We start from the raw sequence: 21,772 nt of genomic DNA on the forward strand, positions 1-21,772 counted from the left end.
CGTGAGCAGCAGCGGAGTAGCGCTTGAGGCACCTACGGAGCGTCATCGTCGCGCTGGTCGCCTCGATCGTTATGTCATCGCTTGCATTCGTCGAGGCCGGCGAGGCTGCTATCGCGCGAAAGAGTGCGAAACTTGGGCCGAAACCCTCACCTTCGTTCAGGTGTGAGACGCCCAAATTCCGGATCGTCGTCGATGTCGGCCACACCCCGGACTCCTACGGTGCGCTCAGCGCCCGCAACGATCCGGAGTTCGGCTACAACTTCCGCCTCGCACGGCTCATCACGGCCAAGCTCAAATCCGAAGGCTTTGCCGCAACCCGCCTCCTCGTCACCGATGGCAAGGCACGGCCGAGCCTGTTCAAGCGCGTCGGTGCTGCGAATGAAGGCCGCGCCGATCTGTTTCTGTCGGTCCATCATGATTCGGTGCCGGACAAGCTGCTCGAGACCTGGGAATTCGACGGCGCAAAGAGCTATTTCAGCGATCGCTTTTCGGGCCATTCGCTATTCGTATCGCGGCAGAATCCGCACTTCGCCACCAGCCTGATGCTGGCCCGGATGATCGGCCGGCAATTGAAGCAGCAGGGCCTGCACTATGCGAGCCAGTACACCCTGCCGGTGATGGGCCGCTACCGCCGCCAGCTGCTCGACAAGGACGTCGGCGTCTACCGCTATGACGGGCTGGTCGTGCTGTCGCGCACGCGCAGCGCCGCCGTGCTGCTCGAGGCCGGCTCGATCATCAATCGCGACGAGGAAATGGAGATGAACTCGCCGGAGCGGCAGGAGACTGTCGCGGGCGCCGTTGCGGCTGCGATGAGGGAGTTTTGCGAGAAGCGGTAAGGAGTCGTCATTGCGAGCGCAGCGAAGCAATCCAGAGTCTTTCCGCGGCGGCAGTCTGGATTGGTTCGCTGCGCTCGCAATGACGAGGAAGCTACAGCGGCCCGCCGCGATATTCCCTATTCGCCAGGCTCGCCTCCTCCAGATCCAGATCGCGCTCGATCCGCCGGCGCGTCTCGTCGGTGATTTGGCCGTCGCGCAGCAGGTTGTGGATGAACTTGCGCTCGGCGGCGATCAGGTCGCGGGTCAGAGCGGTGCCGGCGGCGGAGACGTCGTGACGGTTGGGATTGAGCGAGTCTGGGAGCTGGTTGAGGCGGATGTCGTGGCGGGCGCGCATTAGCCGCATCACCTCGTCGGAAACCGCTTTCTCCGCAGTGAGCGCATCGAGCGATTTCAGCGCGGCCTCCAGCGCCTGACGGCGCGCGGCGATCTCCGCTTCGTGCTCGGTAGCATGCTCGTGACGACCGGCCTCGGCGACGCCGAGCCACCGCACGATCGGCGGCAGCGTCAGGCCGACGCCGATCAGCGTCACGAAGATGACACCGAACGCGACGAACAGGATCAGGTCGCGATACGGAAACGCTTCGCCGTTCGGCAGCGTGAACGGCAGCGCCAGCGCGGCGGCGAGCGACACCGCGCCGCGCACGCCGGTAAAGGCGAGCACGAACGGCCATTGCCATGGCGGCGACGGATCGCGCTCGCGCAGCGACCTGGAGAGCATTCGCGGCAGATAAGTTGCGGGATAGAGCCAGGCAAAACGCGCGATCACGACGATCACCAGGACCAATGCAGTTGCGATGAGAATGTCGTCGAGCGGAAAAGTCTTCGATTTCTCGTAGAGCGCGCGCATCTGGAAGCCGGTGAGCAGGAACAGCATGCCCTCGATCAGGTAGATCACGAGATCCCAGAAGAAGATGCCTTGCAGGCGCGTCGCCGAGGAGATCAGCAATGGGCCGTTCCAGCTGACGTAGAGCCCGCAGGCTACGGTTGCGATCACGCCGGAGCCGCCGACATGCTCGGGCAGCCAGTACGAGACATAGGGCGTGATCAGTGACAGTGTCAGCTCGACCTGCGGATCTCCAGACCATTTGCGAAGGCGCAAGGAGAGCCAGCCGACGCCGATGCCGAAGGCGATCTCGCCGGCGACGATGAGGAGGAATTCACCGGCCGCGAGCGGCAGCGAGAAGTGGCCGATGAGGATCGCGGCGAGCGCGAAGCGGTAGAGGATCAGCGCGGTGGCATCGTTGGCGAGACCTTCGCCCTCGAGCACGACCAGGATGCGGCGCGGCATGTTCAGGCGGCGGGCGATCGCGAGCGGCGCCACCACGTCGGGGGGCGCGACGATGGCCCCGAGCAGGAAGCCGACGGTCCAGGGCAGGCCGATCATATAATGCGTGGCGGCCGCCACCATCGCCGTGGTGAAGATCACGGCGCCGACCGCGAGCAGCACGATCGGACGCAGGTTCTTCTTGAATTCGCGCCAGCTCATCGCGACGCTGGCCGAGTAGATCAGTGGTGGCAGCACCACCAGCAGCACCAGCTCCGGCGGCAGCTCCACCGTCGGCATGCCCGGCACGAAAGCAAGGCCGACGCCCGCCAGCATCAGCAGGATGGCAGGGGCGACGTTGAAGCGGCGTGCGGCCAGTGCCACGCCTGCCAGCACGGCAAGCAGGATGAGAAAGGTCTGAAACTTCGCTTCCATGATGGTCTGTCTTGACCCGGAAGCGACGGCTAGGTCAATGCGCGGCTCACGCCAGCCGTTCGGCCACCATCCGCCCAATCCGCGCGAACGCGGATGTGATCTGCGTCGCGTTCGGCGTGCCGCCCTGGGTATAGGCCGCGATCAGGATCGGCGTATCCGGCTTCGGCCAGGCGACCGCGATGTCGCCCGAGGCGTCCTTGCCGTTGTTGCCGGTCTTGTCGCCGATCTTCCAGCCTGCCGGGAGTCCGCCACGCAGTCGGTTTGCGCCGGTCTTGCAGTTCACCATCCAGTCGGTGAGCAGGGTCCGCGAAGCAGGCGACAGCGCCTCGCCCGTGACCAGCCGGCGCAAATTTCCCGCCATCGCCGCCGGCGTCGTGGTGTCCCGGGGGTCGCCGGGCTGCGAGCGGTTGAGCTCGGGCTCGTTGTGGTCGAGCCGCGAGGTGGTATCTCCGAGCGACCGCCAGAATGCGGTCAGCACGGCGGGGCCGCCGATCCGCGCCAGCAGCAGATTGGCGCAGGTGTTGTCGCTGAGCTCGACGATGGCCTTGCACATCTCGCCGACCGACATCTTGCCGGCCGCGAGATTTTCCCTCGCCACCGGCGCGTATTCCAGCAGATCTGCCTGGCCATAGCGGATCATGGCCGCGAGTTGCTCCTCGCCGCGATCGACCCGCGCCAGCACGTTGGCGGCGAGCGAAGCCTTGAACGTCGAGCACATCACGAACCGTTCGTCGGCGCGCCAGGCGAGCTTCTTGCCGGTTGCGAGATTCTCCGCATAGAGCCCGATCCGCCCGCCGCTCTCGCGCTCGTAGGATTCGAATTCTGATGGGGCATCCCCGGCGAGCGCAGGAGAGGCGGCCAACCAGGCGAATGAGGCGAGCAGGGAGCGGCGGTCGACAAGCATGGTGATTTCCAGGCTAGCAGAGGTGGGAGATGGAGCGGACGCTGCATCCGCGTCGTCATTGCGAGCGCAGCGAAGCAATCCAGACTGTCTCCGCGGTGAGATTCTGGATTGCTTCGCTGCGTTCGCAATGACGGAGAATTGGATAGCGAGTGCGTCCGAATTCGGGCAGCAGGACGGCGCCCGTCACTCCCTCAAATCATATCGGTACGACTTCGACACGATCTGCCAGCCGTCGGCGAGCTTCATCGCCACGAGATAATCGGTGAAATAGCGCGGCGGCAGCTGGCAGCGCACCTTGATGAAAGCGGTCTTGTCGTCCGAACGGTCGATGGTGACGATGAAGTCCTCGCGCGGCTTGCCTTCGGCCTTAGCCGAGGCGCGCTTGCGCACGCGGTCGAGCCAGTCCGACACGGTCAGAACCTGGAGCTCGCCCTTTTCGACCCAGCGCAGATCGGCGGAGGGATGGAAGATGGCGCCGAGCTTGTCGGCGTCGCCCTCGTAAAGTCCGTCAAAATAGGATTGCACGACGGCTTCGACGCTCGACCGGTCCTGGCTCATGGATCGTTCCTTTGCATGATGGCTTCGGGCCAACTTAGTCGCACACGTCGAAATGCGCTATGGGTGTGTCAGCGATTTGCGCGAAGGCGTCACGATGACAGAATCAGAAAATTCGAACGCTCGCATTCTTGTCGGCGAATGCTTTTGCCGCGCCGTGCGCTTCGAGGTGGCCGATGCGTTCGCCTATGCGATGAACTGCCACTGCTCGAACTGCCGGCGCACCACCGGTGCCGCCTTCAAGCCCTTCGCCGGCATCCGGCAAGACAGGCTTCGTATTGTCAGGGGGTGGCGACCTCCGGATGATTTTCGGCGACGACACCACCCATGACGCGCATTGTGGCCGCTGCGGCTCGCTGCTCTATTCCCGGGTCCGGGAAGGAGAGTGGGTCCACGTCGCCATGGGAACCCTGGTCGATGCCCCCTCGATCCGGCCGAGCGCCCATATTTTCGTCGGCTCGAAGGCGCCTTGGCATGAAATTGCGGACGATCTGCCGCAATATCGGGAGCACATCGGGGTTGTCTGACGGAACCCGGTCCGCACCGCCGTCCGTTGGCGAACCGCGACAGCGCTGGCGCGACAAACAAGAGAGGTCGTACGGCCTGCCGTCGGGGTCCGCTTCGTGACCTCCATCACAAGCGCCGGCGGAGGATGTTGCTAAAGCGGTCCCAAAGGGCCGGACGGCCCGGAACCATCGGAAGTCGTGTCATGCGCAGCTTGCTCAGACTTTGTCCGCTTTTCGTCGCCCTCGGCCTGATGTTCGGCGCCGGGCCGGCTGTTGCCGGAAAGCGCGTGGCGCTGGTGCTGGCCAATTCGGCCTATCAGCACGCGCCCTCGCTCGCCAATCCTGTCAATGACGGGTCGGTGATGGCCAAAACCCTGAAGGAGGCCGGCTTCGACCTCGTCGACTCCCGGCACGATCTGTCGGCGCTGGAGACACGGCGCGTGCTCCGCGACTTCGCCGACGCGACCCGCGACGCCGAAATCGCCGTGGTCTACTACGCCGGCCACGGCATCGAGGTGGAGGGCTCGAACTATCTGATCCCGGTGGATGCCAAGCTCGAGCGGGACACCGACGTCTTTGACGAGGCGCTCTCCCTCGACCGTGTCCTGGTCGCGGTCGAGCCCGCCAAGCAATTGCGTCTGGTGATCCTCGATGCCTGCCGCGATAATCCGTTCAGCAAACGGATGAAGCGCACGGTCGCTTCGCGCGGCATCGGCCGCGGCCTCGCCCAGGTCGAGCCGTCCAGCCCCAACACGCTGATCGCCTATTCGGCCAAGGCCGGCTTCACCGCGCAGGACGGCGACGGTGCCAACAGCCCGTTCACCATCGCGCTGTCGAAGCATCTGACGACGCCGGGCCTCGACGTCCGCCGCGCCTTCGGCTTCGTGCGCGACGATGTGCTGAAGTCGACCGGCAACAAGCAGGAGCCGTTCGTCTACGGCTCGCTGGGTGGCGAGGACGTGCCGCTGGTGCCGGTCAAGCTGGCGCCGGCGGCGCCCGTAGCCAATCCCCAGGCCGATATCCGCCGCGACTACGAGCTCGCGCTCCAGGTCGGCAACCGGCCGGCTTGGGAAGCCTTCCTCGCCCAGCATCCCGACGGGTTCTATGCGAGCCTTGCCAAGCTCCAGCTCGAGAAGATCGGCGCGGAGCAGGCGCATGCGGCGGCGATCGCGAAAGCGAAGCAGGCCGAGGCCGAGCGCGACCGCCTTGCTGCGCTCGGCGCGCAGAAGGATGCGCAAGCCAGGGCCGCGGCCGATGCGAAGGCCGCCGAGCAGGCGCAGCTTGCCGCGCAGAAGGCCAAGGAGCAGGCACAGCAGCAGGCGGCCGCCGCCGAGCAACAGCGCGTCAACCTCGCCGCCACGGCGCCGGGCGTTGCGCCGGGCAACACCACGAACGCCTCCGGCACCAACGTCGCCGCACTCACCCCGGCGACCGCGCCGGCCGATCTCAACCGCTCGGTGCAGAGCGAGCTCGGCCGCGTCGGCTGCTTCTCCGGGCAGGCCGACGGCAATTGGAATACGTCCTCGCAGCGGTCGCTGTCGCAGTTCAACCGCTATGCCGGCACCAAGCTCGACGTGAAGGTGGCGAGCACCGACGCGCTCGATGCGGTCAAGGCCAAGCCGTCGCGGGTCTGCCCGCTGGTCTGCGAGCACGGTTTCAAGGTCGAAGGCGACAAGTGCACCAGGATCGTTTGCGGCAACGGCTATGTGCTGAACGACGACAATGAATGCGAGAGGAAGCGCGCCGCCAAGCCCGCGTCAAAGCCCGCGACCTCGCGGCGCGACGACGGCGAGGACCGCCCCGCGCGGCAGCGGGCCGGTGCTGGAGCGGGCGGCTACGGTGCAGCTGCGGCGGCTGGCGCGGGTCGTGCCTCGAGCGGCAGTGGTCAGATCTTTTGCAACGCTCTGCTCTGCCGGCCTGTAAGGCCCGGTTGCCGTCTCGTCTATCGCGGCGGCGGCGGCCCCCACGTCGACGCCAATGCAGAGGTCTGCAACTGAAATGGCACGGCTTTCCTGACCACTCGAACAATAACCTAAAGCGCGATGACGATTCATCCTAATCGCATCGCGCTTTAGCTCAGTTCTTCCGCTCGGCCACGAAACGCGCGGCGGCCTGCAAAATTGCGGCGCGGTCGCCGAAGATCGAGACGGCGCTGTCGGCGCGCGCGAGCAGGTCGCGCACGCGCTGCTTGGCGCCTTCGATCCCGAGCTGGGTTACGAAGGTGGTCTTGCCGAGCGCGGCATCGGCGCCGGCCGGCTTGCCGAGCGCGGCCGCATCGCCCTCGACGTCGAGCAGATCGTCGGCGATCTGGAAGGCTTCGCCGAGCGCGCGGCCGTAATCGTCGAGCGCCTGATATTCCGCCTTCGAGGCCTGGCCGAGGATCGCGCCGGCAATGCAGCCGTAGCGCAAGAGCGCGCCGGTCTTCATCTGCTGGATACGGGCGACGTCGATCGGCTCGTTGCCGCCAAAGCGGCCTTCGCCGGCGAGATCGAGGATCTGCCCGCCGACCATGCCGCCGATGCCGGCGCAGCGCGCTAGCGCGCGCGTCAAGAGCAGCCGCACATTGGCGTCGCGATGGACCTCGTCGCGGGTGATGATGTCGAAGGCGAGCGTCAGGAGGCCGTCGCCGGCGAGGATCGCGGTGGCGTCGTCGGTCTGCTTGTGCAGGGTGGGGCGGCCACGGCGCAGGTCCGAATTGTCCATGGCCGGCAGGTCGTCATGGATCAGCGAGTAGCAATGGATGCATTCGAGCGCGGCGCCTACGAGCAATGCCGCCTCGCGCGGCACGCCGAACACGGCGGCGCTCTCGACCACCAGGAACGGCCGCAGGCGCTTGCCGCCGTTCAGGCTCGAATAGCGCATTGCGTCCATCAGTCGCTTGGGCCGGGCGATTTCGTCATGCAGGATGTCGTCCGACAGCAGGCGCCCGAGCAGGGCTTCGGTGTCATCAGCGGTCTTGTCCAGACGTTTGGCGAAATCGGACGGGGACGTGCCGGTCATCAAGAAGGGCTCCAGAACTAAAATTCGGCGGGACAATCCTTTATGCGCCCGCGCCAGTCAATCGTTTGGAAGGCCTAAAAAGTGCTGGAAAAGGCCCGAATTATCACAGACTTAATACTCCAGCCCGTGGCCGCTCTTCAGTTTGCACCGGAAAGGTCGATTTGCGCATCGTCAAAATCCTGCTGGTGGTGCTCGCGCTCGTGGTCCTCGCGCCCTATGTGATCGCGCCGTTCTACCGCACCGGTCACCCAGTTTCGACGTTGATGGCCTGGCGCAGCTTGCGCGGCGCGCCGGTGCATCGGGAGTGGATCGATCTCGCTGATATGTCGCCCTCTCTGCCGCGCGCGGTGGTGGCGGCCGAGGATGCCCATTTCTGCAAGCATCACGGCATCGATTGGGGGGCGCTGCGCGAGGCGATCGACGACGCCAGGGAGGACGGCACCGCCTTCCGGGGCGCCTCCACCATCACCCAGCAGGTCGCGAAGAACCTGTTCCTCTGGCAGGGGCGCGACTTCGTTCGCAAGGCGCTCGAATTCCCGCTGGCGCTATGGATCGACCTGGTCCTGCCCAAGCAGCGGATTCTCGAAATCTACCTCAACATCGCCGAGCTCGGCCCGCAGGGGCAGTTCGGGGTCGAGGCGGCCAGCGCCTATGCCTTCGGCAAATCGGCCGAAAGCCTCTCGCCCCGCGAGGCGGCGCTTCTGGCCTCAATCCTGCCGAATCCGGTCAAGCGCAGCGCCCGGACCCCGGGACCGGGCGTCCGGCGGCTGGCCGCCACCTATATGGCGCGGGGGCAGGCGAGCTCGCTTGCGACCTGCTGGCGCGAAAATCGCTGATTTTTGGCCCGTTCCGGGCGCATTTTCCGGCCCAAGAGCCTAGCTTTACGGCCAGCCTTCCTCTATAAGCGCGGCCTTGATCGGCATTCAGCTCGCCTCGTTATTTGCGGGTGCTGAGCCGTCCCTTCGCGGACGATGCCCTGATGACACCAATCCCTAGAGGATATTGAAATGGCCGTTCCGAGAAGAAAAACCTCGCCGTCGCGCCGTGGCATGCGCCGCTCGGCGGACGCCATCAAGAAGCCGACCTATGTGGAAGACAAGGACTCCGGCGAGCTCCGTCGTCCGCACCATCTCGACCTCAAGACCGGCATGTACAAGGGCCGTCAGGTCCTGAAGAAGAAAGAGTCCTGAAGCCAGGATCTTTCTCGGGCGGGAGATCGGACCCGCCCGATTTCGGCCAACCCATGAGATAGACGGTGACGGCGGCGGAGCGGATGCTTCGCCGCTGCATTGTTCTGTCCGGATATCTTGATCGAGAAGGCATCAAGCCGATGGTCGGTTTCCCGCTGCTCCTGATTCCGCTCGCGGTCTACAACATCATCGCCTTCCTGATGCCGACCGTGTCCTTCACGGACGTGCTGTTCAAGGTGCCTATGGTGTCCGGAGAGGTCTGGCCGGTCACGCTCGCCGATCTCCTGCTCGCGCTCGGCGTCGTCTTGCTGCTGTTAGAGGTGGTCAAGGGTGCGCGGCCGGGCTCGAAATTCCTGATGGATCATTTGCTGTCGCTGATCATCTTCGGCGCGGCCGCTGCCGAATTCGTGATGTGGCCCAAATTCGGCAACTCCACCTTCTTTCTGCTGGTGCTGCTGGCGATGGCGGACTTCTTCGCGGGCATCGCCCAGCGCACGCGCCGCCGCGTCACCTATGTCGCCGAGACCACGGTGCCGGCGCCGCGCAAGGCCAAGCGCAGGGGCGAAGCGCCGGTGGAGGATGTGGAGTCCGAGCGCAAGTTCGAGCCTGTGATTGCGCCGCAGCCGGCGCCGTCCGCGCCTACCGCGCAATCCGTCGCCGAATCCGTGCTGATGGATCACCCGGCGCCCAAGCCAGTGCAGGGCGCCCCCTCGCCGGAAATTCCCTCGCCGCAGCTGCAGCCGGGGAACGGCACGCCGTCTTCCGACACGCCGCCGCGCTGATTTCTCTGAATTGGCTCGCATCTCACCGCCGCGGCAGTGTGCTCCCTCGCACCGTTCTCACGGGGAGAGGGTTGGGGTGAGGGGCCTCTCTCCGCGGATGCGATAGCCGCGGGACCTCTACCCCTCACCCGGGATCGCACCGGACGATGCTCGCATCGCCGAGGCGATCCGACCTCTCCCCGCAAGCGGCGAGAGGTAAGAAGCGCGCTCTCACTTCAATCAATCTTAAGCCACCTGACGCGTGCGCGCGCTGACGGTTCCGAGCGGGCGCTTGCTGCCATAGGCCATCAGCGCATCCTCGGGAGAGGCGCGGCGGAGCCGGCTCGTTTGCGGCAGCTGCTCGGCATTGGCGATCAATTGTGTGACGAAGCTCGGATCGGGGCGCGGCAGCGGCGCCTTGCGGACCCACTGCAACGTCGGCATCAGCGGCACCAGGGCCGTGCCTGTGCCGTTGTCCGCCGCGTCCGGTCGATCAGTACCCAACATCGCAATCACCGTTGATCCGGCGAGACTGTCGCGTTTCGGGACGCAGGCGCCGGTGCGAGTCCTGTACTCGCAAGGCCTATGCCGGCCGGACCGGATTGGTTCCGACGCCTTCGGAAACGTGGTTTCCAAATTGTTTATCAACTTTGCCTAGGTTCGGCAGCGAATCTGGCTCTATCCTGTGCCGGCTCAGGACTTCTCCACTGTCCCGAAACGAGGCGACTTTGACCCCTGGATTGCCGCAAGCCTCCGACATCCTGGCCGCGCTCGGTCAGGCCGTGTTCGCCTGGGATATCGCCAGCGATGCCATCGTCTGGGGTGAGCAGGTCAGCGCCGTTTTCCCCGGCATTCCCGCCGAGCGGCTTTCGACCGGCGCCGAATTCGCCAAGCTGATCGAGCCCGCGCAAACGCTGCGGACGGCGGCACTGGCACTGACGTCCCCGGTGCACGGCGCCGACGGCACCCCTTACCGAATCGAGTACGGCGTGCGCATGAGCGCCTCCGATCCCGTGATCTGGATCGAGGAGACCGGCCGCTGGTTCGCAGGTCCCGACGGCCGTCCCACGCGAGCGATCGGCTCCGTCCGCATCAACAATGAGCGCCACGCCCGGGACGAGGAATTGAGTAGGCTGGCCCGGCTCGATCCGCTGACCGGCGAGCTCAACCGCTCGCATCTGATCGCGGCGCTGGCCGAGGCGATCGAGGAGACGACGCGCTTCCGCTCGACAGCGGCCTTCATGCTGGTTGGCATCGATCATCTCGCCCGCGTCAACGATGCCTTCGGCTTCGACGTCGCCGACGCCGTGATCCTCGACGTCGCCAAGCGCATTCGCGCGCGCCTGCGCGGCGGCGACGTGCTCGGGCGCTTCTCCGGCAACAAGTTCGGCCTGATCCTGAAGAACTGCACTGTCGACGACATGAACGTGGCCGCCGAGCGCTTCCTCGCCGGCATCCGCGACGAGGTGGTGCCGACCAAATCCGGTCCGGTCTCGGTCACCGCCTCGATCGGCGCGGTCAGCCTGCCGCGTTATGCCCGCAACACCGACGAGGCCGTCAACCGCGCCCATGAGACGCTCGACGCCGCCAAGCGCCGCCGCTCCGGCTCGTTCGCGGCCTGGCGTCCGGATGCCGCGCGCGACGCACAGCGCCGCGTCAACATCCGCGTCACCGACGAGATCGTCACCGCGCTCAACGAGCGCCGCATCAGGCTCGCCTATGAACCCGTGGTCTCGGCTGTCTCGCGCGAGCGCGCATTCCATGAATGCCTGGTGCGGATGGACCAGGGCGACGGCCAGGTGCTGCTCGCGCCCGACATCGTGCCGGTCGCCGAACGGCTCGGCCTGATCCGCCTGGTCGATCACCGCGTGCTCGAGCTCGTGGTCGCCGAGCTCGCGGCGGCGCCCGACGTCTGTCTCAGCCTCAACATCTCGCCGGATACGACCATGGATCCGGACTGGTGGGCGGGGATCGAATCGCTGATGCTGGCCCATCCCGGCGTTGCCGAGCGGCTGATCGTCGAGATCACCGAGACGGTCGCGATCCAGGACATCGACGACGTCCGCGCCTTCGTCAGCCGCCTCAAGCATTTCGGCAGCCGCATCGCCATCGACGATTTCGGCGCCGGCTACACCTCGTTCCGCAATCTGCGCAAGCTCGGCGTGGACATCGTCAAGATCGACGGCGCCTTCGTGCAGAACATCACCCATTCCGCCGACGACCGCGCCTTCGTGCAGACTCTGATCGACCTCGCCCGCCGCCTCGACATCAAGACCGTCGCCGAATGGGTGCAGGACGACGAAGCCGCAAACATGCTGCGCGATTGGGGCTGCGACTACATCCAAGGCCGCCTGATCGGGCTGGCATCGGCGGAGCGCCCATGGGGCCTGCCGTCGGACAGCGCGCTGCCTGCGGCGGGCTGAGATGGCGTAGGGTGGGTTAGCCGAAGGCGTAACCCACCACTTTACGATCCGCGTCGAGAGAGAAGTGGTGGATTACGCCTTCGGCTAATCCACCCTACAGACCCTCACGCCCCCTCGTCCAGCGCCACCAGCTCGCGCTTCTTGCGCAGCGACGGCAGCAGCGGCGCGATCAGCAGCACCAGGGCAAGCGCGAGGCACGCGCCCGAGATCGGCCGCTGCACGAAGGTCCAGAGATCGCCCTGCGACAGGATCAGCGACTTGCGCAAATTGTTCTCCATCATCGGACCCAGCACGAAGGCCAGCACCAGCGGTGCCGGCTCGTAGCCGAGCTTTCGCATGAAATAGCCGATGATCCCGAACGCGATCATCACATAGACGTCGAACACGTTGTTGCTCGAGCAGTAGACGCCGAGGATCGTGAACAGGATGATCAGGGGGAACAGGATGTTGTAGGGCAGCTTGAGCAGCTGCACCCACATGCCGATCATCGGCAGGTTCAGGATCAGCAGCATGACGTTGCCGATATACATGCTGGCGACGATGCCCCAGAACAGGCCGGGGTTCTGCGTGATCATCAGCGGGCCCGGCTGCAGGCCGTGAATGACGAAGGCCCCGAGCAGCAGCGCCATCACCACGTTCGGCGGGATGCCGAGCGTCATCAGCGGAATGAAGGCGCCGCCGGCCGCGGCGTTGTTCGCCGATTCCGGGCCGGCGACGCCCTCGATCGCGCCATGGCCGAACCTTTCAGGCGTCTTCGACAGCCGCTTCTCCAGCGCGTAGGACGCGAATGACGAGACCACGGCGCCGCCGCCCGGCAGGATGCCGAGGAAAAAGCCGAGGATGGTGCCGCGGCCGACCGGACCTGCGCTCGCCTTCCAGTCCTCCTTGCTCGGCAGGAGATGGGTGATCCTGGTGTTGATGACGTCGCGCTTGATCGCCTGCTCGGTGTTGAGCAGCACCTCGGCGACGCCGAACAGGCCCATCACCACGGGCACGAGGCCGATGCCGTCGATCAGCTCCATGCGGCCGAAGGTCAGCCGCGGCTGCGCGGTGATGCTGTCGAGCCCGATCAGCCCGAGCACGACGCCGATGCACGCCATCAGCAATGCCTTCGGCATCGAGCCCTGGGTGAGGAAGGTGAGCACGACAAGGCCGAGCACCATCAGGCTGAAATACTCGGCCGGGCCGAAGGCAATGGCGAGGCTGGCAAGCCTCGGCGCCACCAGCATCAAGGCAACCAGCGCAAAGGTGCCGGCGACGAAGGAGCCGAACGCGGCGATGCCGAGCGCGGGGCCCGCGCGGCCCTGCTTCGCCATCTGGTGGCCGTCGATGCAGGTCACGACCGAGGCGGCTTCGCCGGGAATGTTGACCAGGATCGAGGTGGTCGAGCCGCCATACATCGAGCCGTAATAGATGCCGGCCATCATGATGATGCCGGATTCCGGCGTTCCAGACAGCGTCACAGGCAGCAGCAGCGACATCGCCGAGATCGGGCCGATGCCGGGCAGCACGCCGACCAGCGTGCCGATGAAGACGCCGATGAAGCAATAGAGCAGGTTGACCGGCAGCAGCGCGACGCCGAATCCATGTACCACGTTGACGAGCGTATCCATGGGGTCAGCCGATCCCGAACAGGCCTGACGGCAACTGGATCAACAGCAGTCGCTTGAGCACCCACCACATGCCCAATGGCACCAGCAGCGCGATCGGAATCGCCAGCGTCCAGCGCACCGGATCGATCAGCCGCAACAGCAGCAGCATCAGCGGGATCGATGACAGCAGGAATCCCAGCGGCTCCAGCGCGAAGGCGAATGCGGTGAGGCAGGCGATGAGGACAAGCGGCTTGCTCCAGCGCACGTTCTCCCAGCGCGAGGCCAGCGTCGGCCCGCCCTCGGTGATCGCCGAGACGATGATGGCGCCCGCGAACACGCACATCAGGATGCCCGTGTAGAACAGCACATAGCCGGGGCCGGGATCGTTGATGGTGCCGAGCTTGAGCTTCAAGCCCGACCAGATCACGAAGCCGCCGAGTGCGAGCCCGATCAGCCCGCCCCAGAGTTCGGAGTTGCTGAGGCGGAGCTTGACGTTGGTACGGGTGGTCATCGCGATCTCTCGTGCCCCGGACGCAGCGCAGCGCGAAGCGGTGCGCTGCAGAGCCGGGGCCCATGCGTGTGGAGGAAAGGGTGGATCCCCGCTCTGCAGTGCATCGCTGAAGAAGCGCTGCATCGCGTCCGGGACACACTAGTAGCTCGATCCTACTTCTTCGCGAGCCCGAGCGTCTCGATCACCTTGCGCTCGGACGCCGTGACCTCGACGATGAACTTCTTGTAGTCCTCGGTGTTCTTGTAGTTCGGCACCATGTCGTATTTCGCGAGCGTGGCGATCACCGCGGGATCCTCGACTGCCTTCTTGAAGGCATCGTGCAGCTTGGCGACGATCTTGGGATCCATTCCTTTCGGGCCGGCGATACCGAACGGGGAATCATAGACCATGGGATAGCCGAGCTCCTTCAGCGTCGGCACGTCGGGATAGTTCGGCGACCGTGCCCCGGTCCACACCATCAGGAGCCGCAGCTTGCCGGCGTCGACCAGCGGCCGCCATCCCGTGGAATCCGCCTGCAGCATGGTGTGCTGTCCCAGCACCGCGGCATTGGTCTCCGCACCGCCCTTGAAAGGGACCTGGGTCAGCTTGATGCCGGACATCGCGGCGATCTGCTCCATGCCGATATGCAGCGAGGTGCCGGCGCCGGGCGTGGCATAGGTCACCTTGCCCGGATTTGCCTTTGCGAACTCCACCACGTCCTTCCAGCTCTTGAACTGCGATTCCGCGCTGGTGGTCACGCCGAACGTGTAGCCGGTGAGATGGACGATATAGGTGAAATCCTTTGCCGGATCCCACGACACCTCCTGCATCAAGGGCAGACGAAACACGGTGATCGGGATCTGCGAGATGGTATAGCCGTCCGGCTTCGCCGCCGCCGCCATCGTCGCGGGCCCGACCGTGCCGCTGCCGCCGGCCTTGTTGTCGATCACGATCGGCTGGCCCAGCACCTTCGAGGCGCTGTCGGCGATCGCGCGCATCGAGAGATCAGTCGATCCGCCGGCCGGCCAAGGCACGATCAACGTGATCGGTTTCGTCGGGTAGTCCTGCGCATTAACGGCCGTGGAGAGCAATGCGCCCATGACGGCGTGCACCGCGGCAAATGCAATCGTCTTCAGCCCGTATCCCGACATCGAAAGCCTCCCTCGCGGCGGCCTCTCTGGGGGCGCCGTCTCTCGTTGCGAGGCGATTGTTCCTGAATTTGACGGAGAAGAAAAGCGTGTTGCGCGCATCGCTGTGCGGCCGTCGGTCAGCTAACGCCGACAGAGCCGACATCTGCGACAATTCGTCGTTTGGCCGCGTGCCGAGAGGCGGAATTTGAGCGGCCGAAGCGGGTCAGGCCACCCGCCGAACCGTGTTCAGCGTCTCGATGGTGCGGTCGACTTCCGAGGCGAGACACGGCTTGCCGAAGTAATAGCCTTGCACCGCGGTGCAGCCGCATTCGCGGACGAAGTCGAGCTGTTCCTCGGTTTCCACGCCCTCCGCCGTGGTCTCGACGCCGAGCACGGAGCCGAGGCTCGCGATCGTTCTGACGATGGCAACGCTCTCCGGGCTTTCGCCGAGCGTTCCGACGAAGGAGCGATCGATCTTGATGCGGTCGAACGGAAACTTGCGCAGATAGCTCAGGGAGGAATAGCCGACCCCGAAATCGTCGAGGCTGACGCGCACCCCGAGTGCGCGGAGCTGGTGCAGGATGTCGATGGTCGCCTTGCTGTCGTCCAGCAGCGCCGTCTCCGTGACCTCGAGCTCGAGCCGCTGCGGCGGCAGGCCGGCTTCCGCGAGCGCGCTCGTGACCATCGCCACCAGCCCGCGGGAGCGGAACTGCACCGGAGACAGGTTCACCGCGACGGTGACGCCGGGCCAGGACGCGGCGGTGGCGCAGGCCGTGCGCAGCACCCATTCGCCGATCGGAACGATCAGCCCGTTCTCCTCCGCAATCGGGATGAACTCGGCCGGAGAGACGAAGCCGCGCGAGGGATGCTTCCAGCGCAGCAATGCCTCGAAGCCGGTGAGCTCGGAGGAATCGAGCCGCATCTGCGGCTGGAACACCAGGTGGAATTCACGCCCTTCCAGCGCGCCGATCAGGTCCTGCTCCAGCGCGTGCCGGCTGCGCGCCTGTTCCTCCATCTCGGGCTCGAACAGCTGATAGGCTCCGCGCCCCTTGGCCTTGGCCTGGTACAGCGCGAGGTCGGCGCATTTCATCAGCTCATCGGCATCGAGTCCGTGGTCGGGTGCGATCGCGATGCCGACGGAGACGCCGACATGGATCGACTGGCTTTCCAGCGGCGGCGGATGACCGATGATCTCGACCAGGCGGCGGGCGAGCGCCTCGGCCGATTGCGGCTGCGGCCCGCGCTGGAGAACGGCGAACTCGTCGCCGCCAAGCCGCGCGACGGTGTCGTGCTCGCCGACATTCTCCTTGAGGCGCGCCGCGACCCAGCGCAGCAGGCGGTCGCCGGCGGCGTGGCCGAGGCGGTCGTTGACGGTCTTGAAATTGTCGAGGTCGAAGCACAGCACGGCCATGGCGCCGCCGGCGATCGCGACCTGGTTCAGTCCCTCGCCCATCTTCTCGCGGAACAGCGTGCGGTTGGGCAGGTCGGTGAGCGAATCGTGCCGCGCCATGTGGGCCACCCGGGCCTGGGCCTTGTGGCGCTCGGTGACGTCCTCATAGGTCACGACCCAGCCGCCATGCTCCATGCGCTTGTGATTCAGCTTGATGATGCGGCCGTCGTTCAAATGGCGGTGCAGCGTGTGCTCGCCCTCGCGCAGCCTCTCGACGTAGTCGGCATAGAGCTTGGCGCCGGTCATGTTCGGATGGATGCCGAGCTCGCAGGCGTGCTCCATGATCTCGCGCATCGAGACGCCTGGCTTCACGATCTCCGGCGCCATTCCGTACATCTCGATGTAGCGGCGGTTGCAGACGATCACGCGCAGGCTGCCGTCGAGCATGCACAGGCCCTGGCTCATGTTGTTCAGGGCCGCGTCGAACCGGCGGTACTGCTCGCTCAGCTCCTCGATCGCACGCTCGCGCTCGGTAATGTCCTCATAGGTGGCGACGAAGCCGCCTTCGGCCAGCGCGCAATAGCGTACCGAGATCACCGTGTCGTTCGACATGCGCCGGCGCATCGGCGAGGAATCACGGCTCGCGATCCGCGCGCGGGCGGCTTTGAGGATCTGCTGCGGGCTGTATTCCGGGGAGAACGCGCCGTTCGCTATGGATCGCTCGATCAGCTCGGCGAGGTGGGTGCCGGGGCGGGTCTCCTCCGGCGACAACAGGTAGATCTTGAGGTAGGTGGAGTTGCAGACCCGAAGCCGCATGTCGCTGTCGAAGAAGGCGAGCCCGTGCGCCATGTTCTCCAGCGCCGCATCGAGGATGAAATTCTGCTGCCGCAGCGTTTCCTCGTATTGCAGCCGCTCCGTGACGTCCTCGTGCACCGTCACCCAGCCGCCGTCGGGCAGGAAGCGGGAGACCGCCTGCACCATCCGTCCGTCGTAGCGCATCACCAGCAGCGTCTTCGGCTTCCTGCTGCGCACGTCCTCCAGCCGGCTCTGGTAGAATTCGTCGCCCGACATGCCCGGCAGGTTGCCGCGCGACATCCAGTGCTCGATCACCGTGGAATGCGCGACGCCGGGCTTCACGATCTCGGGGTCGAGGTTGTAGAGCTTCAGGAACCGTTCGTTGCAGACGACGACACGGCTGTCGACGTCGTACATGATCAGTCCGTGCGACATGTTGGCGAGCGCGTGCTGGCTGCGCTCGGTCTGCACGAGCAGTTCCGCTTCGAGCCGGGCGAGGCGGGTGACGTCGTCGCAGATCGTCATCCAGCCGCCGCCGGGGAGCGGCTTCAGCTCGAGCGACATGACGAGGCCGCTCGCCAGCATTTGCTCGGTGCGGAACGGCTTGCCCGCGGCGATCTGCGCCATCCGCGTCGAATACAACGCATCGAGCTGGTCTTGCGGAAAGTTGCCGCGGCTTGCGCTGTGCGCGAGCACCTCGCGATAGCTGGTGCCGACCCGCACGATTTCGGCCGACATGTCGAACAGCGTGAGATAGCGCTGGTTCGTCACCACGATCCGGTTGTCGGCATCGTAGACGCAGACGCCCTGTTCCATGTGGTCGAGCGCAAGCTGGCTCAGCGCGACCAGGGCGCCTGGGCCCTGCTCACGACCTGTACCAAGCTCGCTGTCGTGGGTCGACGTCATGGGTCGGCAGGGCCTCGGCGGGCAATAGACTTGATGCAACCTAATTCAGCCGCCGAGGCTAGCGAACAGGCCGGAAAATTCCCTTAAGCGCCGTAGTTTACGGAGGGTGACCGGCGATGGTGAGCGCACGCGTAAACGGCCCGCTGCCAAGGCGATACGCCGTAGCTCCGGACGAGCGCGGCGATATTCCCGCTCTGCTCGTACAGATTTACAGAGCCGGGCGTTGCTCTACGGCCCGTACAGCACGAGCTCCGTGTCGGTGAGGTCGCCGAGCTGTGGCTGGTGCGGGCCCCTGAAGTATTTCCGGCCGCGCCGCTCGGTGTAAATGCCGACGAGGCCGGGAACCGGACCGTTGGCATCGACGGCCACCGCGATCTTGCCGAGCCGCAGCAGCAGCCGTCCGATGCGGCCGGCGCATTCGGCAAATTCTGCGGTGCTCCGGCAATAGATCAGCTTCATGGCGGGCGGTGCGATGAAACCGCGGCGGATGCGCACCGGTTGCAGGATGAAGGGGAAGGTTCCCTTCGGCGTGCGGCAGACGAGGCTAAGGCAATTGTAGCGCGCATGTCGCGTTAAAAGCTCGGTCTCCGTCTCGGAAAGCCCCTTGATCTCCTTGGCGTGCGGCGGAATGACCTCGATCTCGTTCCAGCGCGGGACGCGCGCCAGCGCAGGGACCGAGAAGAATATGCCGCGGCAATAGGCGCGAAAGCCCTGCGTTTCGATGATCGGCCAGGTCCACTGCGCGGGGCTGATGTTGAAGTAAGTGACGTGCTTGTGCCGCTGGGCGATCTTGGTCAGCAGCGGTGCGTAGTTCCGGTAGGCCGGATCGACATACCAGCTCGACAGATTGCACCGGATGGCGGTCTCTTCGCCCTCCTTGCGCGAGGTGTAGATCAAGAGCAGCACGCCGACCGGCGTGCCGTCGTCGTCGAGCATGTAGCCGAAGCGCGGATAACCCTCCGGCACGGCCCGGAAGGCCTGTCGGCGCAGACCCTGGATCCAGTAGTCGCGTGAACGGCCGACGAAGCCGCGCGTCAGCAAGTCCGCGATCTTATCGACGTCGGACTCGGTGATCTCGCGGCATCGGACCTTGGTATGGATCACGCTCGTTTTGCCCGTGGAAATGGCCGGCCTCGTGAGTTGCTTCAGCGCCAGCCTTCGCCATGGGCCTCGGCCGCGACGGGCGGCTGCAGGCTCAGGACGTCCCGCACCTTGGCGGGCCAGGCGGAAAGATCGGTGCCGTGGGTGTGGAACATGGCGACGGCCAAGCGGTCCATGCCGAAGGCAACGCAGCCGGTGTGGGCCGGCTCGCCGTCGGCATCCTGAATTCCCCAGGTCGTGCCGAAATGCTCGCGATGATAGTTGAAGCTCATGCATGCCGTCGGCTGCTCTTCCGAGCGCAGCGGGATGAGCAGTTCGAACTTGAGCTGCTGCTGCTTCTGGCTCACCGCCTTCATTTGGCCGACCCGGCCGAAGAACGGATCGCTGGCATAGTCGACGCGGAAGGTGAGGCCGAGGTCGGTCGCGATCTTCTGCGCGCGCACCATCCAGCGCTCGCGGAAATCGGCGACGTCGTCGGGGCTGCCGATGCAGACATATTCGCGCATGCGGAACGATTGCAGCCGGTCGAGATGCTTCGACGGCTCGCGGCGGAAGCAATCCGCGGCAACGTCGAAGCGCAGGCCACCCTTCGGCAATTGGCCGCGGCTCGCCGCGATCGGATAGACCGGATAGCAGGCGGCCGGCGACAGCACGAGATCGGCCGGCGACAGCGAAGTCGTCCAGTCGCCGCCGGCATCGAAGCGGCTCACGGCGGCGTTGATCTCGCGTTCGGTGCCGTGCAGGCCGCAGACGCAGCCGAGCAGGTTCGGAAAGCTCTTGAGATAGCCGGACTTCTCCAGCTGCGCCCGGCTCATCACCGGCGGGAAGCGCATCACCTCGGTGCCGGCCTCGCGGTGACCGGTGATCAGCGCGGCGAGCTTCTCGACGATGCTCTCATAAAGTGCGGTGCGAGCATAGACGCCGTCGGCGCCCATGCGGTGGAACAGCTTGTCGGCGAGATGATCGAGCGGATCGATCATCTGCGGCGCGGTGGTGGGCGAGTCGGGGAGGACGGCAATATTCATGGGTCGATGTCCTGCTATCTCAAAATTTTCTTGTTGAAGCGGTCGCGGAGGCACGTCAGTCGCGAAGGCTCGCCGGCACCCCGCTCATCAATGTCGATGTCGCGGCATTGGCCAGGATCCGGTCGTTGTTGATCATGATCGGCGACGACAGCACGTCGCGGAGGTGACGGCCCATGGTGAACTCGCCGTCGTTGCGATAGCCGGCAAGTCCCGCGGTGCGCATCGCGTGCATCACGGTCTCGACCGCGAGCTCGGAGGCCTGCACCTTCAAGAGCGTGATCGAGGACTGGAAGTCGAGCGAGCTCAGAGCACGCTCGTCATGCTCGACGCGGGCGAAAGCGTCGATATTGGCTGATATCAGCGCGCGCAGCTTGGCCAGCGACATCTTGGCGGCGGTGAAGTGCGCCGCGGCCGGGGGCATCTGTCCGCCGGACGAGCGGGCCGCCTTGCGGATGAAGGCCTGCGCGCGCGTCACCGCCGCAGCGGCGATGCCGGCCCAGGCCGACGACCAGCACAAATGCGCGAACGGCGTCATGGTCTGGGCGTGGATCTTGTCATAGGATTCCGGGAAGATGCGGTCGGCGGGGCAGTCGACCTTCAGCTCGAACCCGGTCGAGCAGGTGCCGCGCATGCCGAGCGTTTCCCAGCCCAGCGTCCGCTTCAGCGAATAATCGTCCTTGGCGAGCGCCAGCAGCACCTGGTCGGAGGCGGCGGCTTCGGTGGCGCGGCGGGCGATGGTGACGAGGCCATCGGCTTCGGCGCCGTAGGAGATCACGGTGGCGTCGCGCACCAGCGAGACAGTATCGCCGGCATGGTCGACCGCAGCCGCGCTGGCGCGGATGTTGCCGCCGTTCTGGCCTTCGGTGGTGGAGGAGGCGAGCAGCCACTGGTCGCGGGCGACCCGGCGCATCATGGTCTCCATCCAGGGGATGCCATGGCCGTGCCTGATGACGCAGGCGACCTTGGTCTGGTGCATCGCGTAGATCATCGCCGTGGACGCGCAGGCGCGTCCGAGCGTGTAGCAGATGTCGGTGACGTCATGGATCGAAGCGCCGAAACCGCCGAACTCGACCGGGATCATCACGCCGAGCAGTTTCTGCTCACGCGCGACGTCGAAAGCCCGGTGCGGGAAGCGGGCGTCGCGATCGACCTCGTCGGCGTCGGCCGCGGCCGCTGCGGCGGTCCGGGCGGCGCGCTCGATCAGGGAGGGACCCTGCTCGAGAAAGCTCGCCTGCATTTCGTCGACAGTGAGGACTGCTTCACGCACGTTCATGCTCGTCCGCCTCCGGTTTGCCGTTCGAGATCGCCGGCATCATTCGCGATGCCGCTTGAGGCGATCCTCCAGCCATCTTTGCTTGTGAGACGAGGCTACGGATTTAATTCAAATTCGTCGATGAAATAGAGGGTAAACAAAACCCAATTCCGAACGAACAGTTAAGGTCCGGTTGTTCGCATCGCCGGATTTTCCG

The 21,772-nt window shown here is 65.6% G+C and carries 18 protein-coding genes and 1 pseudogene; 7 read left to right on the forward strand and 12 right to left on the reverse strand.

The features are described from left to right. The first annotated feature begins 71 nt into the window (after positions 1-71). On the forward strand, positions 72-836 hold the full coding sequence (locus tag ABIA40_RS31975; protein WP_404546409.1) for an N-acetylmuramoyl-L-alanine amidase: 765 nt from the start codon (positions 72-74) through the stop codon (positions 834-836). A gap of 91 nt (positions 837-927) precedes the next feature. Here the strand turns inward: ABIA40_RS31975 and ABIA40_RS31980 are convergent, their stop codons facing one another. The 3 genes from ABIA40_RS31980 to ABIA40_RS31990 all read right to left on the reverse strand — a co-directional run bounded on the left by ABIA40_RS31980 (position 928) and on the right by ABIA40_RS31990 (position 3,997). Further along, the gene (locus tag ABIA40_RS31980; RefSeq protein ID WP_271541729.1) at positions 928-2,535 is read right to left on the reverse strand and encodes a Na+/H+ antiporter; all 1,608 of its coding nucleotides are present in this window, start codon (positions 2,533-2,535) and stop codon (positions 928-930) included. Between the two features lie 46 nt (positions 2,536-2,581). Next, positions 2,582-3,439, reverse strand: coding sequence for a class A beta-lactamase (gene bla, locus ABIA40_RS31985; RefSeq protein WP_404545233.1), 858 nt, complete (start codon positions 3,437-3,439; stop codon positions 2,582-2,584). A gap of 183 nt (positions 3,440-3,622) precedes the next feature. Beyond that, positions 3,623-3,997 carry a nuclear transport factor 2 family protein gene (locus ABIA40_RS31990; protein WP_404545235.1) on the reverse strand — a complete coding sequence of 125 codons (375 nt, stop codon included), beginning with the start codon at positions 3,995-3,997 and terminating at the stop codon, positions 3,623-3,625. A gap of 94 nt (positions 3,998-4,091) precedes the next feature. Between ABIA40_RS31990 and ABIA40_RS31995 the strand changes: the two are divergent. Continuing rightward, positions 4,092-4,521 (forward strand): annotated as a pseudogene (locus ABIA40_RS31995) (GFA family protein). Positions 4,522-4,703: 182 nt separating this feature from the next. Further along, the gene (locus ABIA40_RS32000; RefSeq protein WP_404545237.1) at positions 4,704-6,497 is read left to right on the forward strand and encodes a caspase domain-containing protein; all 1,794 of its coding nucleotides are present in this window, start codon (positions 4,704-4,706) and stop codon (positions 6,495-6,497) included. 79 nt (positions 6,498-6,576) lie between these two features. Here ABIA40_RS32000 and ABIA40_RS32005 read toward each other — a convergent pair whose 3' ends face one another. Continuing rightward, positions 6,577-7,500, reverse strand: coding sequence for a polyprenyl synthetase family protein (locus ABIA40_RS32005; RefSeq protein ID WP_109142099.1), 924 nt, complete (start codon positions 7,498-7,500; stop codon positions 6,577-6,579). 161 nt (positions 7,501-7,661) lie between these two features. Between ABIA40_RS32005 and mtgA the strand changes: the two genes are divergently transcribed. The 3 genes from mtgA (at position 7,662) to ABIA40_RS32020 (ending at position 9,472) form a co-directional block, all read left to right on the forward strand. After that, complete coding sequence (mtgA, locus tag ABIA40_RS32010; protein WP_271541738.1) at positions 7,662-8,336, forward strand: monofunctional biosynthetic peptidoglycan transglycosylase; 675 nt, start codon at positions 7,662-7,664, stop codon at positions 8,334-8,336. A 171-nt stretch (positions 8,337-8,507) separates the two neighbouring features. Beyond that, positions 8,508-8,690 (forward strand): 50S ribosomal protein L32, encoded by a 183-nt coding sequence (gene rpmF / locus ABIA40_RS32015; RefSeq protein ID WP_007598106.1) that lies wholly within the window; start codon positions 8,508-8,510, stop codon positions 8,688-8,690. Positions 8,691-8,830: 140 nt separating this feature from the next. After that, positions 8,831-9,472, forward strand: a complete 642-nt coding sequence (locus ABIA40_RS32020; protein ID WP_271541740.1) for a hypothetical protein — start codon at positions 8,831-8,833, stop codon at positions 9,470-9,472. A gap of 225 nt (positions 9,473-9,697) precedes the next feature. Here ABIA40_RS32020 and ABIA40_RS32025 read toward each other — a convergent pair whose 3' ends face one another. Next, positions 9,698-9,958 carry a hypothetical protein gene (locus ABIA40_RS32025; protein ID WP_271541742.1) on the reverse strand — a complete coding sequence of 87 codons (261 nt, stop codon included), beginning with the start codon at positions 9,956-9,958 and terminating at the stop codon, positions 9,698-9,700. Between the two features lie 221 nt (positions 9,959-10,179). On the opposite strand from ABIA40_RS32025, the gene ABIA40_RS32030 reads away from it, so the two are divergent. Beyond that, positions 10,180-11,874, forward strand: coding sequence for a bifunctional diguanylate cyclase/phosphodiesterase (locus ABIA40_RS32030; protein ID WP_271541744.1), 1,695 nt, complete (start codon positions 10,180-10,182; stop codon positions 11,872-11,874). A 104-nt stretch (positions 11,875-11,978) separates the two neighbouring features. Here the strand turns inward: ABIA40_RS32030 and ABIA40_RS32035 are convergent, their stop codons facing one another. From ABIA40_RS32035 to ABIA40_RS32065, 7 genes are all read right to left on the reverse strand, one after another. Next, entirely contained in the window at positions 11,979-13,487 is a 1,509-nt protein-coding gene (locus ABIA40_RS32035; protein WP_271541746.1) for a tripartite tricarboxylate transporter permease, read from the reverse strand. 4 nt (positions 13,488-13,491) lie between these two features. Further along, positions 13,492-13,977, reverse strand: a complete 486-nt coding sequence (locus ABIA40_RS32040; RefSeq protein WP_271541748.1) for a tripartite tricarboxylate transporter TctB family protein — start codon at positions 13,975-13,977, stop codon at positions 13,492-13,494. Between the two features lie 152 nt (positions 13,978-14,129). After that, positions 14,130-15,107, reverse strand: a complete 978-nt coding sequence (locus tag ABIA40_RS32045) for a tripartite tricarboxylate transporter substrate binding protein (protein ID WP_271541750.1) — start codon at positions 15,105-15,107, stop codon at positions 14,130-14,132. A gap of 202 nt (positions 15,108-15,309) precedes the next feature. Further along, the gene (locus ABIA40_RS32050) at positions 15,310-18,177 is read right to left on the reverse strand and encodes a PAS-domain containing protein (RefSeq protein WP_404545242.1); all 2,868 of its coding nucleotides are present in this window, start codon (positions 18,175-18,177) and stop codon (positions 15,310-15,312) included. 228 nt (positions 18,178-18,405) lie between these two features. Then, positions 18,406-19,281, reverse strand: coding sequence for an acyl-CoA acyltransferase (locus ABIA40_RS32055; protein ID WP_275501853.1), 876 nt, complete (start codon positions 19,279-19,281; stop codon positions 18,406-18,408). Between the two features lie 41 nt (positions 19,282-19,322). Then, the gene (locus ABIA40_RS32060; protein ID WP_404545244.1) at positions 19,323-20,303 is read right to left on the reverse strand and encodes an amino acid--[acyl-carrier-protein] ligase; all 981 of its coding nucleotides are present in this window, start codon (positions 20,301-20,303) and stop codon (positions 19,323-19,325) included. A 55-nt stretch (positions 20,304-20,358) separates the two neighbouring features. Further along, positions 20,359-21,576, reverse strand: a complete 1,218-nt coding sequence (locus ABIA40_RS32065) for an acyl-CoA dehydrogenase family protein (RefSeq protein WP_057025945.1) — start codon at positions 21,574-21,576, stop codon at positions 20,359-20,361. Between the last annotated feature and the right edge of the window lie 196 nt (positions 21,577-21,772).

It is taken from the genome of Bradyrhizobium sp. USDA 223, assembly GCF_044909005.1.
Lineage (GTDB): Bacteria > Pseudomonadota > Alphaproteobacteria > Rhizobiales > Xanthobacteraceae > Bradyrhizobium > Bradyrhizobium yuanmingense.